Annotated in this window: 14 protein-coding genes and 1 pseudogene; 5 read left to right on the plus strand and 10 right to left on the minus strand. The window is 59.4% G+C overall.

The annotated features are described in order from the left end of the window. Positions 1-77: 77 nt before the first annotated feature. The gene (locus ACLD1X_RS16595) at positions 78-1,268 is read right to left on the minus strand and encodes an MFS transporter (protein WP_429369408.1); all 1,191 of its coding nucleotides are present in this window, start codon (positions 1,266-1,268) and stop codon (positions 78-80) included. Positions 1,269-1,416: 148 nt separating this feature from the next. Here ACLD1X_RS16595 and ACLD1X_RS16600 point away from each other — a divergent pair, with 148 nt between their 5' ends. Then, positions 1,417-1,953 (plus strand): TetR/AcrR family transcriptional regulator, encoded by a 537-nt coding sequence (locus ACLD1X_RS16600; protein WP_429369410.1) that lies wholly within the window; start codon positions 1,417-1,419, stop codon positions 1,951-1,953. Positions 1,954-2,162: 209 nt separating this feature from the next. Further along, a complete protein-coding gene (locus tag ACLD1X_RS16605; protein ID WP_429369412.1) occupies positions 2,163-5,633 on the plus strand; it encodes a hybrid sensor histidine kinase/response regulator in 3,471 nt (1,156 codons plus the stop codon). Between the two features lie 172 nt (positions 5,634-5,805). On the opposite strand, the pseudogene ACLD1X_RS16610 reads toward ACLD1X_RS16605, so the two are convergent. The 3 genes and pseudogenes from ACLD1X_RS16610 to ACLD1X_RS16620 all read right to left on the minus strand — a co-directional run. Next, positions 5,806-6,000 (minus strand): annotated as a pseudogene (locus ACLD1X_RS16610) (DNA recombination protein RmuC); the annotation flags it as partial. After that, positions 5,943-7,358 (minus strand): DNA recombination protein RmuC, encoded by a 1,416-nt coding sequence (gene rmuC, locus ACLD1X_RS16615; RefSeq protein ID WP_429369441.1) that lies wholly within the window; start codon positions 7,356-7,358, stop codon positions 5,943-5,945. The gene rmuC and the pseudogene ACLD1X_RS16610, both read right to left, overlap by 58 nt. A 175-nt stretch (positions 7,359-7,533) precedes the next feature. After that, complete coding sequence (locus ACLD1X_RS16620) at positions 7,534-7,857, minus strand: sel1 repeat family protein (RefSeq protein ID WP_429369414.1); 324 nt, start codon at positions 7,855-7,857, stop codon at positions 7,534-7,536. 1,008 nt (positions 7,858-8,865) lie between these two features. Here ACLD1X_RS16620 and ACLD1X_RS16625 point away from each other — a divergent pair. From ACLD1X_RS16625 to ACLD1X_RS16635, 3 genes are all read left to right on the plus strand, one after another. Next, positions 8,866-9,090 (plus strand): hypothetical protein, encoded by a 225-nt coding sequence (locus tag ACLD1X_RS16625; RefSeq protein ID WP_008051046.1) that lies wholly within the window; start codon positions 8,866-8,868, stop codon positions 9,088-9,090. 274 nt (positions 9,091-9,364) lie between these two features. Then, the gene (locus ACLD1X_RS16630; RefSeq protein ID WP_057399385.1) at positions 9,365-9,847 is read left to right on the plus strand and encodes a hypothetical protein; all 483 of its coding nucleotides are present in this window, start codon (positions 9,365-9,367) and stop codon (positions 9,845-9,847) included. A 146-nt stretch (positions 9,848-9,993) separates the two neighbouring features. Further along, positions 9,994-11,265 (plus strand): OmpP1/FadL family transporter, encoded by a 1,272-nt coding sequence (locus ACLD1X_RS16635; RefSeq protein WP_429369417.1) that lies wholly within the window; start codon positions 9,994-9,996, stop codon positions 11,263-11,265. Positions 11,266-11,353: 88 nt separating this feature from the next. On the opposite strand, the gene ACLD1X_RS16640 is transcribed toward ACLD1X_RS16635, so the two are convergent. The 6 genes from ACLD1X_RS16640 to ACLD1X_RS16665 all read right to left on the minus strand — a co-directional run. Further along, on the minus strand, positions 11,354-11,920 hold the full coding sequence (locus ACLD1X_RS16640; protein WP_429369419.1) for a glutathione peroxidase: 567 nt from the start codon (positions 11,918-11,920) through the stop codon (positions 11,354-11,356). 56 nt (positions 11,921-11,976) lie between these two features. Further along, positions 11,977-12,099 (minus strand): hypothetical protein, encoded by a 123-nt coding sequence (locus ACLD1X_RS16645; RefSeq protein ID WP_429369421.1) that lies wholly within the window; start codon positions 12,097-12,099, stop codon positions 11,977-11,979. Next, entirely contained in the window at positions 12,096-13,304 is a 1,209-nt protein-coding gene (locus tag ACLD1X_RS16650; protein WP_429369423.1) for an MFS transporter, read from the minus strand. Before ACLD1X_RS16650 ends, ACLD1X_RS16645 begins: the two co-directional genes overlap by 4 nt. 52 nt (positions 13,305-13,356) lie before the next feature. Next, positions 13,357-13,761: a MarR family winged helix-turn-helix transcriptional regulator gene (locus tag ACLD1X_RS16655; RefSeq protein ID WP_008017903.1), complete on the minus strand. Its 405-nt coding sequence runs from the start codon at positions 13,759-13,761 to the stop codon at positions 13,357-13,359. 286 nt (positions 13,762-14,047) lie between these two features. Then, positions 14,048-14,320 carry a hypothetical protein gene (locus ACLD1X_RS16660; RefSeq protein WP_429369425.1) on the minus strand — a complete coding sequence of 91 codons (273 nt, stop codon included), beginning with the start codon at positions 14,318-14,320 and terminating at the stop codon, positions 14,048-14,050. A gap of 10 nt (positions 14,321-14,330) precedes the next feature. Further along, a partial coding sequence (locus ACLD1X_RS16665; RefSeq protein WP_429369427.1) for an RHS repeat-associated core domain-containing protein occupies positions 14,331-14,873 on the minus strand: 543 nt, incomplete at its 5' end.

Genomic DNA, 14,873 nt, shown 5'->3' on the forward strand with positions numbered 1-14,873 from the left:
ATATCTATATAACGGGTAATTTCTCTATATCTTATCTACTTTATAGATATTCAATCAGGCATGCCCATGACGCAATGTCATGGATTGGCCTCGCACACCCTGCTGGAACGCGGGCGCATCAAACCTGCCAAAGCGCCAAGGGCCAGAATAATCAACACCACACCATACCCATCGACGGTCGCCACCAGGCCGAGGGTCCGGCTCAGGTTCCCGGCCAGCAGCGATGGCAGGCAAAAGGCGAGATAGCTGAGCGCGTAATACGTCGACACCAGCCCGGCACGTTCATGGGGCAAGGCCAGCGGCACCAGGCTACGCAAGGTGCCGAGAAAACCGGAACCGAATCCACAGCCTGCGACCAGTGTGCCAAGGAAAAACAGCGGCAGGCTGGCACCGTGCACCCCCAGCAATATCAACACGACACCCGCTGGCATCATGCTGGCGCCCAATAACAACGCCTTGCTGGCGGGTCGGTTGCGCATGCTGTAAATCATCAGCGCGCCGGTTAACGTCAAGGCGGCCACGGTCGCCCCGCCAATCATGTTCGAGGTCGAGCCCGTGGCCGTGCGCACCAACGAAGGCGCCAGGGATGCGTAGAAACCGCCGAGGGCCCACAGGGCAGTATTGAGCGGCAGCACCCGCCACAAAGTGGAGCGCGCTTGCCGTGGCACATGCAGCGTCGGTCGCAATGACGCCCAAACCCCGGCCTGCCGCGAGACGCTTTCCGGCAAGCGCCAGACAAACAACGCCTGCATCACGAACAAAGCCAGCAGCAGCCAGAAAGTCAGGTGCAACGGAGCCGGGGCGTACTCGGCCAACGCACCGCAGCCCAGCCCGCCAATGGCCATGCCGGTCAACGGTGCAACGCTATTGACCAGCGGCCCCCGTTCGCGGTCGGTATCCAGTAGCGTTGCGCCCAGCACGGCGGTCGCCATCCCGGTGGCAAAACCTTGCAGAATTCGGGCACTGATCAGCCAGGCGACGCTGTCGGCGTGAATGAACAGCAGCATCGCCAACATGTTCAGAACCACCGCCGTAAAAATCACCGGCTTGCGTCCCAGGTAATCCGACAGCGAGCCGACCGTCAGCAACGCCGCCAACAGGCTGAGGGCGTACACGCCAAAGATCAGGGTCAGGGTCGCGGCAGAAAACTGCATCTGTTCCTGATACAGGTGGTACAGCGGGGTCGGCGCAGTGGAGGCCGCCAGAAAACTGAGCAAGGTAACGGCCAGAAACCACAGGCTGGCACGATTTGAACGAGAACCGGGCATGGACACACTCCGCAAAAGCTAATTTTTTGCTTTTGCGGAGTGTGCTACTGGATCCCTCTTAAAGCAAATTCTTTGTGTTAAGGTCCCAGGCATGGCTTTCAGGACCGGGTGCCTGCGACGGCACCCAGCGCAATACAGGAAACACAGGATGACCGCTCCCACATTACGCCCCGGTGGCCGCAGCGCACGGGTACAAGAGTCGATTCATGCGGCCGTGCGTCAACTCCTGCAGGAGCAGGACCGCGCCAGCGTGACCGTCCCGCAGATCGCTGCGCGCGCAGGCGTCACGCCGTCAACCATCTATCGGCGCTGGGGCGATGTGTCGGCGCTGCTGGCCGACGTCGCCCTCGCCCGCATGCAGCCCGACAACGAACCGGCCAATACCGGCAGCCTTCACGGCGATGTGCGCGCCTGGGCGGAACAGTACCTGGACGAAATGAGCTCCGAACCCGGCCGCAACATGCTCTGCGACGTACAGGCAGCGCTGAAGCCGAGTTATTGCGCGACGATCATTGGCGGGCAACTGCAGACGATTCTGGATCGTTATCCGGATGTGCCCAGGCCCAGTGTCGACCGGCTGATCAATCTGATCGCCGCGCCGACGGTGTTTCGCATCCTGTTTGCCGAGGCGCCGTTGGAACTCGAAGAGTTGCACCGATTGATCGAGATCGCATTGAATCAGTGAAGGCCCTTTCGCGAGCAAGCCCGCTCCCACATTGGAATGCGATCAAATGTGGGAGCGGGCTTGCTCGCGAAGAGGCCACTTCAGGCACAGCAAATCCCCCTGCGACACCCCGCCACGCCACGACCTTGGTCGACACTGACTAACGCTGGCGGTCGTGCGAGACTGTCTGTCCGGGCGGGAGGTCCGGGTGTCTTTTGTCTGGAGTCCCCATGTCGCTGTCCACCGGGCTGATCGCCGCCGTCGCCCTGGCCTATATGGCCATCATGTTCGCCATCGCCTTCTATGGCGACCGTCGCAGCGCGCCCTTGCCGCCGCGTGTGCGAGCCTGGGTGTACAGCCTGTCGCTGGCGGTCTATTGCACCAGCTGGACGTTTTTCGGCGCAGTGGGCCAGGCCGCCGAACAGCTCTGGTCGTTCCTGCCGATTTACCTCGGGCCGATTCTGTTGCTGATCGGTGCGCCGTGGGTCCTGCAAAAAATGGTGATGATCAGCAAACAGGAGAACATCACCTCGATCGCCGACTTCATCGCTGCGCGCTATGGCAAATCCCAGCCATTGGCGGTGGTGGTGGCGCTGATTTGCCTGGTCGGCGTGCTGCCCTACATCGCGCTGCAGCTCAAGGGCATTGTGCTCGGCGTGAACCTGCTGATCGGCGCCGGCGCCGACGCCATGGGCACCCGAGCCCAGGACACCGCGCTGATCGTGTCGCTGGTGCTGGCGCTGTTCACCATCGTCTTCGGTACCCGCAACCTCGACGCCACGGAGCACCACCGCGGCATGGTGCTGGCGATTGCCTTCGAGTCGCTGGTCAAGCTGTTCGCGTTTCTCGCCGTCGGCGCGTTCGTGACCTACGGCCTGTACGACGGTTTCGACGATCTGTTCGACCAGGCCATGCTGGCGCCACGGCTCGAACAGTACTGGAAGGAAACCATCAACTGGCCGTCGATGGTGGTGCAGACCGGTGTGGCGATGATGGCGATCATTTGCTTGCCGCGGCAGTTTCACGTGACCGTTGTCGAGAACATCGACCCCCAGGATCTGCGCCTCGCCAAGTGGGTATTCCCGACCTACCTCGCCCTCGCTGCCTTGTTTGTCGTGCCGATCGCCCTGGCCGGGCAGATGATGCTGCCCAGCTCAGTGTTGCCGGACTCGTTCGTCATCAGCCTGCCCCTGGCCCAGGCGCATCCGGCGCTGGCCCTGCTGGCATTTATCGGTGGCGCATCAGCGGCCACCGGCATGGTGATCGTGGCCAGCGTGGCATTGTCGACCATGGTTTCCAACGACATGCTGCTGCCCTGGCTGCTGCGTCGCAACAACGCCGAGCGCCCGTTCGAAGTGTTCCGCCAGTGGATGTTGTCGGTGCGCCGCGTCAGCATCGTGGTCATTCTGCTGCTGGCCTATGTCAGTTACCGCCTGCTGGGCTCGACCGCAAGCCTGGCGACCATTGGCCAGATCGCCTTCGCGGCCGTGACTCAACTGGCCCCTGCCATGCTTGGCGCGCTGTATTGGAAACAGGCCAACCGTCGCGGGGTTTTCGCTGGCCTCGCCGCGGGCACGTTCCTGTGGTTCTACACCCTGATCCTGCCGATTGCCGCCCTCAGCCTCGGCCTGTCCCTGAGCACATTCCCGGGGCTGGCCTGGTTACACAGCAATCCGCTGAACCTGCCGATCACCCCGCTGACCCAGGGCGTGGTGCTGTCACTGGCAGGCAACTTCACGCTGTTCGCCTGGGTCTCGGTGCTGTCGCGCACCCGGGTTTCCGAGCACTGGCAAGCGGGCCGCTTCATCGGCCAGGAAATCAGTGCCCGCCCCAACGCACGCTCGTTGCTGGCGGTGCAGATCGACGACCTGCTGCAACTGGCGGCGCGCTTCGTCGGCGAAGAGCGCGCCCGTCAAAGCTTCATCCGCTTTGCCTACCGCCAGGGCAAAGGCTTCAACCCGAACCAGAACGCCGACAGTGAATGGATCGCCCATACCGAACGCCTGCTGGCCGGCGTGCTCGGCGCCTCTTCGACCCGCGCGGTGGTAAAAGCCGCCATTGAAGGCCGGGAGATGCAACTGGAGGACGTCGTGCGCATCGCCGACGAAGCCTCGGAGGTGCTGCAATTCAACCGCGCCTTGCTGCAGGGCGCCATCGAGAACATCACCCAGGGCATCAGCGTGGTCGACCAGTCGCTGAAACTGGTGGCCTGGAACCGTCGATACCTGGAGCTATTCAACTACCCGGATGGCTTGATCAGTGTCGGCCGGCCCATCGCCGACATCATTCGCCATAATGCCGAGCGCGGTCTGTGCGGCCCGGGCGAAGCCGAGGTTCACGTCGCGCGTCGCCTGCACTGGATGCGTCAGGGCCGCGCACATACTTCCGAACGATTGTTCCCCAATGGTCGGGTGATCGAGCTGATCGGCAACCCGATGCCGGGCGGTGGCTTCGTCATGAGTTTCACCGACATCACCGCGTTCCGCGAAGCCGAGCAGGCGCTGACCGAAGCCAACGAAGGCCTGGAGCAACGGGTGACCGAACGGACCCACGAACTCTCGCAACTCAACGTTGCCCTGACCGAAGCCAAGGGCAACGCCGAGGCGGCCAACCAGTCGAAGACCCGTTTTCTCGCGGCGGTCAGCCACGACTTGATGCAACCGCTGAACGCGGCGCGGCTGTTCTCCGCCGCCCTCTCCCATCAGGACGATGGTTTGTCCGGCGAAGCGCAGAAACTGGTCGAACACCTGGACAGTTCGCTGCGCTCGGCCGAGGACTTGATCAGCGACCTGCTGGACATTTCCCGCCTGGAGAACGGCAAGATCAACCCGAATCGCCAGCCATTCGCAGTCAACGAACTGTTCGACACCTTCGGTACCGAATTCAAGGCACTGGCGCGAGAACAAAAACTGGAATTCCGCGTTCGCGGCAGCGCGCTGCGGGTCGACAGCGACATCAAACTGCTGCGGCGGATCCTGCAGAACTTCCTGACCAACGCATTTCGCTACGGCAAAGGGCCGGTGCTGCTGGGGGTTCGTCGGCGCAAAGGACAACTGTGCCTGGAAGTCTGGGACCGTGGGCCAGGTATTCCGGAAGACAAACAGCAGGTGATTTTCGAAGAGTTCAAGCGCCTCGACAGCCACCAGACACGGGCCGAAAAAGGCCTCGGCCTGGGGTTGGCGATTGCCGACGGACTATGTCGCGTGCTCGGTCACACCCTGCGCGTTCGCTCCTGGCCGGGACGCGGTAGTGTGTTCAGCGTCAGCGTGCCGCTGGCCCGGGCGCAAACCGCAGCGCCGGTCAAAGTCGCCGAGCTCAATGGCAAATTGCTCAATGGCGCGCAGGTGCTGTGCATCGACAACGAGGACAGCATCCTGATCGGCATGAACAGCCTGCTCAGCCGCTGGGGTTGCCAGGTCTGGACCGCACGCAATCGCGAAGAGTGCGCAACGCTGCTGGCCGAAGGCATGCGCCCGCAATTGGCACTGGTGGATTACCACCTCGATCATGGCGAGACCGGAACCGACTTGATGGCCTGGCTGCGCACTCAGATGGGCGAGCCGGTTCCCGGCGTGGTGATCAGCGCCGATGGCCGGCCGGAGACGGTTGACCAGGTGCATGCCGCGGGGCTGGACTATCTGGCCAAACCGGTGAAACCGGCAGCGTTGCGCGCGTTGTTGAGCCGGTATTTGCCGTTGTAATTCGGTTCAACACAACCTTCTGTGGCGAGGGGGCTTGCCCCCGTTCGGCTGCGCAGCAGTCGTCAATCAGGTAACCGGTGCTTCCTGAATAGTTTCTTTAAATAGCATGGGGGCCGCTGCGCGACCCAACGGGGGCAAGCCCCCTCGCCACAAGGTCCACGCTCGCCTGGGGCTATTCCGGCAATTCGACCAACCCGTCCACATCCGTCATCGCCCGCTCCAGCAAGTCCGCCGGCAGGCTCTTGCTCGCCCGTGCGCCCAGCAACTTGAGTTGTTCACTGCGACTGACCAGGTTGCCTCGCCCCTCTGTCAGCTTGTTGCGTGCCGAGCTGTAGGCCTTGTCCAGTTGCTGCAAGCGATTGCCGACNGCAATTCGACCAACCCGTCCACATCCGTCATCGCCCGCTCCAGCAAGTCCGCCGGCAGGCTCTTGCTCGCCCGTGCGCCCAGCAACTTGAGTTGTTCACTGCGACTGACCAGGTTGCCTCGCCCCTCTGTCAGCTTGTTGCGTGCCGAGCTGTAGGCCTTGTCCAGTTGCTGCAAGCGATTGCCGACCTCGTCCAGATCCTGGATGAACAGCACGAACTTGTCGTACAGCCAGCCTGCCCGCTCGGCGATTTCCCGGGCATTCTGGCTCTGGCGCTCCTGTTTCCACAGGCTGTCGATGACCCGCAGGGTTGCCAGCAACGTGGTGGGGCTGACGATCACGATGTTGCGGTCGAAAGCCTCCTGAAACAGCGTCGGCTCGGCCTGCAACGCGGCAGAAAACGCCGCCTCGATCGGCACGAAGAGCAACACGAAATCCAGGCTGTGCAAGCCATCGAGACGCTTGTAATCCTTGCCGGCCAGGCCCTTGACGTGATTTCGCAACGACAGCACGTGCTGCTTGATGGCGATCTGGCCGATGCCCTCGTCTTCAGCCGCCACGTATTGCTGATAGGCCGTCAGGCTGACCTTGGAGTCGACCACCACCTGCTTGTCGCCCGGCAGGTAAATGATCACGTCCGGCTGGAAGCGCTCGCCGTCCGGCCCCTTGAGATTGACCTGCGTCTGGTACTCGCGGCCCTTCTCCAGCCCCGCATGCTCAAGCACCCGCTCAAGAATCAGCTCGCCCCAATTGCCCTGGGTCTTCTGCCCTTTCAAGGCGCGGGTCAGGTTGGTGGCCTCATCGCTCAAGCGCAGATTCAGCTGCTGCAGACGCTCCAGCTCCTTGGCCAGGGAGAAACGCTCACGAGCCTCGTTCTGATAGCTTTCCTCGACACGTTTTTCGAAGGACTGGATGCGTTCCTTGAGTGGATCGAGCAACTGCCCCAGGCGCTGCTGGCTGGTTTCGGCAAAACGCTGCTCGCGCTCATCGAAAATTTTCCCCGCCAACTCGGCAAACTGCGCGCGCAATTCATCCCGAGAGCCTTGCAGGTCGTTGAGGCGTTGTTGATGGCTGTCCTGTTGTTCGCGCAACTCGGCGTTGAGCGAGGCGGCCTGGGCATCCAGGCGGCGCAATTCGGCTTCTTTGCCGGCGCGCTCGATATTCCACGCATGGGCGGCGTCCCGGGCGTCGTCGCGCTCGATCTGCAGCAGTTCGACTTCACGACGCAGCGCCGCCAGATCAGCCTGCTTGGCGGCATTGGCCTGGGTCAGATCGCCGACTTCATCGCGGCTGGACTCAAGTTGTGCACTCAATCCGTCCTGCGCCAGTTGTGCCATGGCCAGGCGTTCGTGCAGCAGCGCAACGTCGGCTTGCGTGGTGCTGGCCCGACGCTGGAGTTGCCAGGCCAATACCAGCAACGGCAACCCAGCCGCTGCCAGACCCAGCAATACGCTGGTCAAGTCCACTGCCATAGCCACTCCTGCCATTGGGATAAAGCCTGAAGGTTAACCAAGGCGCCTGATCTTGGACAGCTCAGTCTTCGATCAGCCCCAGTTCCTGTTGCGCACGGCGATCGCCTGCCCGGGCGGCCTGACGCAGCAGGTCCTGACCGATCCGGCGGTCCCGGGCATTCCCGCATTCCCGGCACATCAACTGGCCAAGGCGACTTTGCGCGGCCACCACGCCTTCCCGGGCCGGCTGCTTAAGCAGGCGTCCGGCGATGTGTTTGACGTTACGGTTTTCGCCCAGGTGCGGACTGTCCAACAGCCACTCTGCCACGCGCATGGAAAAGCGCTTGGTAGGGGCAACAGAAGGTGGTGTGGAGGAAGAGGAAACAGAGGCTGAGCGAAACTTCATAAAGCACTGTGGGGCAGATCGGAAGGCGCGCAACTTTACTCTCTTTTTCTTACAGGTAAAGCTGAAAATATCCCGGCACGCCCGTCCTAGAGCAAGCGCTCGGGACAATCCACAGAAGCTGTGGATAACTCAGTGGACAACCGCCCTCGAACCCGCTCAAAGCCCTGTGGAATGGGGCTCGCAGTCAAACTGACGATTTTTTCACCAGTAAAAAAAAGCGATGTTTTTCATTGACTTAAATTTTGGTTACAGGCAGCCATTGTGCTTGAACATGTGATGACAGCGGGGTGACAGACTGCGCAACTAATGTGCACAAGTGCCTTTGCGACGGTTATATCGATGCACCTTTTCGGCGCATTTTCTGGCCTCGCCTGGGGATAAGCCCTGGCAAACCCTGCATCTGGACGGTTGCGCGGCTACAAACTTCGATGACCGGTGGTCGGATTTTGTCCGGATACAAGGCGTATCAATCGCAGACAGCGCAGCCTTATGCACGCCGCTACAGGCCAAAAATGGCCATATCAGGCACCGGCCGGGAAACTCTTTTCGTTAACACACTTCCCTTGGCCAGTTCAATCCGTTAGTATCCGCGGCGTTAGTACCAAGCTGAAAGTCAATTCTGGTCGAACAAATCCCCCCGGTCAGCCTTCCCGACGGAAGCCTCCACCGAACAAGCGGGATCGACCACCTCGATGGTTTCCAGGTAAATCTTGCGCCAACACCACCTTTGAATCGAAAACAAAGGGTGCTGTTCCGCCTGCCTACTCTGCTCGAACCAACCTGCAAATTGATCAGGATCTTCACCCCGGGCCCAGAACCTTTGCCCTCGATGTGTTGCCTGCCCTCCTAAGTACCTACCTGCCAGCCCAAGCGCGCCAACTTTTCAGCGCTTCAAACTGGCTGCTTTGTTCCAGTCGGGTTCTTCGTTCGATCAATGGTGATCGACGTTACTGGAACGTTTTAACGCTGCACGGTTCTTATCCGTGTCAATTGTAGGAACACCCAATAATGTCTACTCAAATCCAGACTCAGGATGCCATTCGCACCCTAACCAACGCTTTTGCTCCAATGAACTGCCTGATCATGGCCGCTCGCAAAGGCTGCTTCAGCTTCACACTGGTCAACGAACACGGCATCGCTCGTCACAGCGAACGCCTGTACCCCGATCAATACTCCAGCGCCGAGCCGCTGCAGGCCGTGATCGAGCGTACCCGTCAGGCACTGGTTGCCTGAAACGCCAGAAAGGCTGAAAACCCGAAAGCCCTGCCCGAAAAGCGGGGCTTTTTATTGCCCGATGTTTCCCTGCCCTCCAGCCACGACTAAGCACGATCCGATATAAGGGTTATAACTGGTCGTTGGAAATATTTTAAAAACAGGCCTTTACGGCGCGAATATGACACTACACTTCAACTCAAGCGGCTTGACCCGCTTGCGGTGAGCCTGAGTCGATTCACAGCTGCCAAGCCCCCTTCAGGTATCGCCGCCCAATTCAGGTTTCGAGGGTTTTATGGGTATCGCTGCCAGCGAACTGTGCCGTTATGTGATTCGTCCGACATTGATCTATCTCGGACAACATAGCGCTACTGCCGAATCCCTGCTGCTGGGCATTGCCGCCAGCCAGTCCGCCCTTGGTTCTGCCCTGCATGACCGCCGCGGGCACGGTCTGTACCGCATCGCCGAACCCCGCCACCAGGCCCTTTGGGACCATTACCTGGCCCTTGATCCGGAACGTGCGAGCCTGGTCCGCGGCCTGGCCAGCCAGCATGCGTTCCTGAGTGGCCCGCACCTCGAGTTGACCGTCAACCTGCGTTACGCCACAGCCATCGCCTGGCTGCTGGTGGAAGAACAGAATACCCCCCTCCCCGCCCCCGATGATTTGCTGGGCATGGCCAGAATCTGGCGCCAGACATTTCATCCCCAGGGGCGCCTGCGTGACTTCACTTGCGCCTGGCAAACCTGTGTTTCACCGCTGAATCAGGTAGCCTGCTGACACCTCTGGATCCAAAGATCGCGCAACACGCCGCGAATCTGGTCGGATTGTCCTACAAAACCGCTCTAAATCAAGGCATACAGCCTATGGCGCCGGGACGAAAATGTTGGTAATTTTCGCCCCGGTGATCACCAGGAGTTCTAATAATGAAAAAAGTAATGCTCAAAACCAGTATCAGTCTCGCCGTTGCCATGGCATCCACCCAGATTTTCGCAAGTGGCTTTGCCCTCAACGAACAAAGCATCAGCGGGATGGGTACAGGTTTTGCCGGGCGATCTTCCTCTGCCGATGATGCAAGCACTGTTTTCGGCAACCCTGCCGGCATGTCTCGCCTCAAACGCGAACAAGTGACCGGTGGTGTCGCATTTATCGACGCGCACACCGACATCAGTGATGCCAGCTCCCGTCCAAACGGCGGCACCAACAAGGGTGACATGGTCCCCTTCATGGGCGTGCCGATGGGCTATTACGTCAAGCCAATCGATGACCAGTGGGCGGTCGGATTCGGCGTCTACGCGCCGTTCGGTTTGGTGACTGATTACGAGAACGGCTTTGCCGGTCGTTACTTCGGCAGCAAGAGCGAAGTCAGGGTCGTCACCCTGCAACCGACTGTCAGCTACGCCTTCAACGACAAGGTTTCCATCGGTTTTGGCCCGACCATCAACCGCATTGACGGCACCCTGGAGTCGAACCTGTCGATTACCCAGGCCGCGCCAGACGGCAAGGTCAAGATCGAAGGCGACGACACCGCGCTGGGCTACAACATCGGCGTGCTGATTCAAGCCACCGACAGTACTCGCGTCGGCATGACCTACCACTCGAAAGTGAAGTACAAGCTCGAGGGCAGCACCAAGGTCAACTACAACGTGCTGAGCCTGATCGGCCAGAACCCAAATCAGAAGTTCGACGCTTCGCTGGATGTGACCACGCCTGAATCGGTGGACTTCTCGGTCACTCACCAACTCGACGACAAATGGACTCTGTATGCAGGCAGCACCTGGACCCGCTGGAGCCGCCTGAAAGACATCACCGTTGAAAACACAGGTGTTCCGGCTGTTCTGAACGGCCAGTTCGGCACCATCACCGAAGAACAGAACTGGCACGACACCTGGGCTCACGCCATCGGCGCGTCCTACCAGTTGAACAAGCAATGGGTACTGCGTGGCGGCCTGTCCATTGACCAGGCACCGACCAACAACGTCGACCGTTCCCCACGCATCCCGACGGGCGATCGCAAGGCGTTCAGCCTGGGCGCAGGCTGGAGCCCGACCGACGACCTGACCATCGACCTGGCGTATTCGTACCTGCACGAAGAGTCGGTCAAGATCAACAACAGCAACGACCGTGGCCAGAGCTACAACTCCAAGTATGAAAACTACGCGAACGGTTTCGGTCTCGGCGCGACCTACCGTTTCTGATGATTCCCGGCGAGCCTGAACCGCCCGCCAACGGAATCAAAAAAGCCCCGCTCTCTTCACAGAGACGGGGCTTTTTCGTGGGTGATGCTCAGGGGGTCGAAACGAGCGGTGGCGAAGCCAGCGCTTTCTCCACCGCCGCAATGAACTCCGGATCATCCGGCTTGGTCAGGCTGGAGAAACTGGCGATCACCTTGCCTTGGCGATCCACCACATACTTGTAGAAATTCCACTTCGGCGCGCTCGCTTGACTGGCGAGGACCTTGAACAAGTGCGTCGCATCGTCGCCACGAACTTTTTGCGGTTCGGTCATGGTGAAGGTCACGCCATAGTTGACGTAGCAGACCTTGGCAGTCTCGGCGCCATCCTTCGACTCCTGCTTGAAATCGTTGGACGGAACGCCAATGACCTCCAGCCCTTGCCCCTTGAAGCGCTGGTTCAGCGCCTCAAGGCCTTTGAACTGCGGAGCGAAGCCACAGAAGCTTGCGGTATTGACCACCACCAACGGCTTACCGGCGAAGCGCTGGCACAAATCAATGGATTCCTTGGCACGCAGCTTGGGCAACGAGCCTTGCAACAGATCCGGGCAATCCGCCGCGTGAACCCACCCGGAAAATGTGACCAGTAACGCAGGAACTGCCAGCCAGCGCATCAGCATCTCGGGACATCCTTGGGAATTCGTCAGGGTTCGACGTTACTCGCCCCGCCATCGCGCTAGCAAGTCCCCATGCCCAACTGCATCAGCGCCAGCCCGCCCTGATGCCAGCCCCACCACGACAGCGCCAGCAACAAGGCGCAGGCGGCGGCTACAGCGACCCGCGGCCAAAGACTGTTCATGTCGCACTCATTTGTGATTGCAGACGCTCTACCGGCCGCTCGCGCACCGGCCAGTTCAGGGCGGCGGCCAACAGGCTCAAGAGAATTGCCACTTGCCAGATCAAGTCATAACTCCCGGTCCGGTCATACACCACCCCGCCCAACCAGCCGCCCAGGAACGAACCGAGCTGGTGAAACAGGAAAACAATCCCACCGAGCATGGACAGGTTTCGCACACCAAACAAGGTCGCTACCGTACCGTTGGTCAACGGCACTGTCGACAGCCACAGGAAGCCCATGGCCATGCCGAACAGGTAGGCCGAGGTGGTGGTCACCGGCGCCCACAGGAACAACGCAATCACCACCGCCCGCAGCACGTACAAACCAGTGAGCAAACGCGGCTTGGACATCCGCCCGCCGAGCCATCCAGCGGTGTAGGTGCCGAATATGTTGAACAGGCCGATCAGCGCCAGCACCGTGGTGCCGACCGTCGCCGGAAGGTGCTGATCCACCAGGTAGGCCGGCAAATGCACACCGATGAACACCACCTGGAATCCGCACACGAAAAAGCCGAACGCCAACAGCCAGAATCCGGAGTGAGAGCAGGCTTCGCGCAGTGCTTCGCCAAGGGTTTGTTCGTGCCCCAGCACCGGCAGCGGCTTGTCCTTGAGCATGCTCACCAGCGGCACGATCAGCGCCACCAGCAAACCCAACGCCAGCAGCGCCGCGGACCAGCCAAGCCAGCCGATCAGACCGAGGGTGCCGGGCAACATCGCGAACTGGCCGAACGAACCGGCGGCACTGGCGATGCCCATGCCCATGCTGCGTTTTTCCGGCGGCACTGCGCGACCGACCACCCCCAGGATCACCGAGAACGACGTACCGGACAGCCCGATGCCGATCAGCAGGCCGGCGCTCAGCGACAAGGTCACCGCCGAATCGGAGAGCCCCATGCAAATCAGCCCCACCGCGTACAGGACACCACCGATCAGCACCACTTTTGCCGCGCCAAAGCGGTCGGCCAATGCACCGGTGAACGGCTGGGCAAGGCCCCAGATCAGGTTCTGCAGGGCGATGGCGAAGGCAAAGACTTCACGGCCCCAACCGAACTCGGCGCTCATCGGCGCCAGAAACAGCCCGAAGCCATGTCGTACGCCCAGAGACAACGCAAGGATCAGCGCACTCCCCAACAGAACCCAGCCGCAAGTACGCCACATCGATGTCATTGTTATTCTCCAGTAGCGGGTATATACCCGCTTAAGATCGGAAAAACCGGCATCACGCCAGTTCGTCCAGCAGCTTCAATAAGGTTTCGCGCTTCTCGGCACCCAGGCGATCGATCAAACGCTGCTGTGCGGCTTCCCAGGCCGGCAACGCAGCCTTGAGGCGCTCTGCCCCGGCCTCGGTCAGCAGGACGATGCGGTTGCGCATGTCCTCGCCCTCGACCAGCGTCACCAGGCCGTCGCCCTCCAGCACCCGCAAATTGCGCCCCAGGGTGCTGCGATCCAGCCCCATGGCCTCGGCCAGGACCGAGATGCTCGGCTGATCCAGACGCTGCAGATTGCACAGCAAAGAATACTGCGCAACGTTGATCCCGAAGCCGTCGAGAGCGCCGTCGTAATGCCTGCTGACGCCACGGGCGGCGCGACGCAGGTTGATGCATAAACATTGGGAATCGAGCATGGTGCGTGTATATACCCGTGGTTAGATGAATGCAAATTTTTGTCATATTTTACTATGAGTACGGCTCAAGCCATTGATCAGAGAGTCAGAGGATGCCAAATAACTTACATCACGCTGGAGCTACCCCATAAGCTTCATCATTGTGCCACCATATTTTTTGAATACATGTTGCTTCTCGACCTTTCATGATCTATAGAAAAAACAACTATCTACAAGTCACTCCGCAACAACATGCCTGCATACATTTTGCACCATCAAAAATAACGTCTAAAAAAACACCAAGCACTCAAAGCCCGACCACCAAATAATGATTAATTTCCTTCTGTGCAAAATCCATTTTTTCAAGCAGTGGATTCTCATAATCACTATATATCTCTAAATACTCCCTAGGAGAAAACTTGATTAAATTATCGGTCAAATTACCACCAAGCAAGAGCACTATCGCCCTTTCGTAATTTTCGACAATAGAACGAAGATCAGTTCCGCCTCGCTCGGCCTGAAGCTTTTTTAACTCACTCAGTATTTCTCGCAACAAACCTACCAACTCAGCTTCTTTCATCTCGCAACCTTTATATAGCGCTTATACTTCTGACACCCACAATCCAACTTTCAGGCCAATTTTGCGGCATTAGCATTTGGTCCGCACCGCCTTTAAATACTGTTCCTGACTTGGTGATCTGCGGCGCCACCGCTCCCACATTGAGTGTCGTCCCCTTGGGAATAAGGATTTTAGCCTCAAATTGCCGTGTATTTTTCCATTCCAGTAACAGGGCCGCGTCTAACTTCGCTTGTATTCTACTAGAAGCCGGCGTTGTAGATACAAAACCTCCACCTGCCTTGGCATTACCACCAAAAACACGATACGCATAAATATCTTTAGTAGTTACAATAGTCTTGTATTCACCATTATGGAAAGACTCGGCAACCCAGCTTGGAAGCTTTGCCTTAGTCGTCTCACTATACTTTCCATTCAGGCTCTCACAACTTAACCCTAAGGCGTCAATCCAATCAATAGGGTTTCGGGTGTATCCATAAAGGTTTACCCCACCACTTAGCCCAATCGGATCCTGCGTAACAAACCGCCCCTCGCGGTCCGTCATCTCCAGCGGCGT

Source organism: Pseudomonas sp. 18173, from assembly GCF_050432945.1.
Classification (GTDB): Bacteria; Pseudomonadota; Gammaproteobacteria; order Pseudomonadales; family Pseudomonadaceae; genus Aquipseudomonas.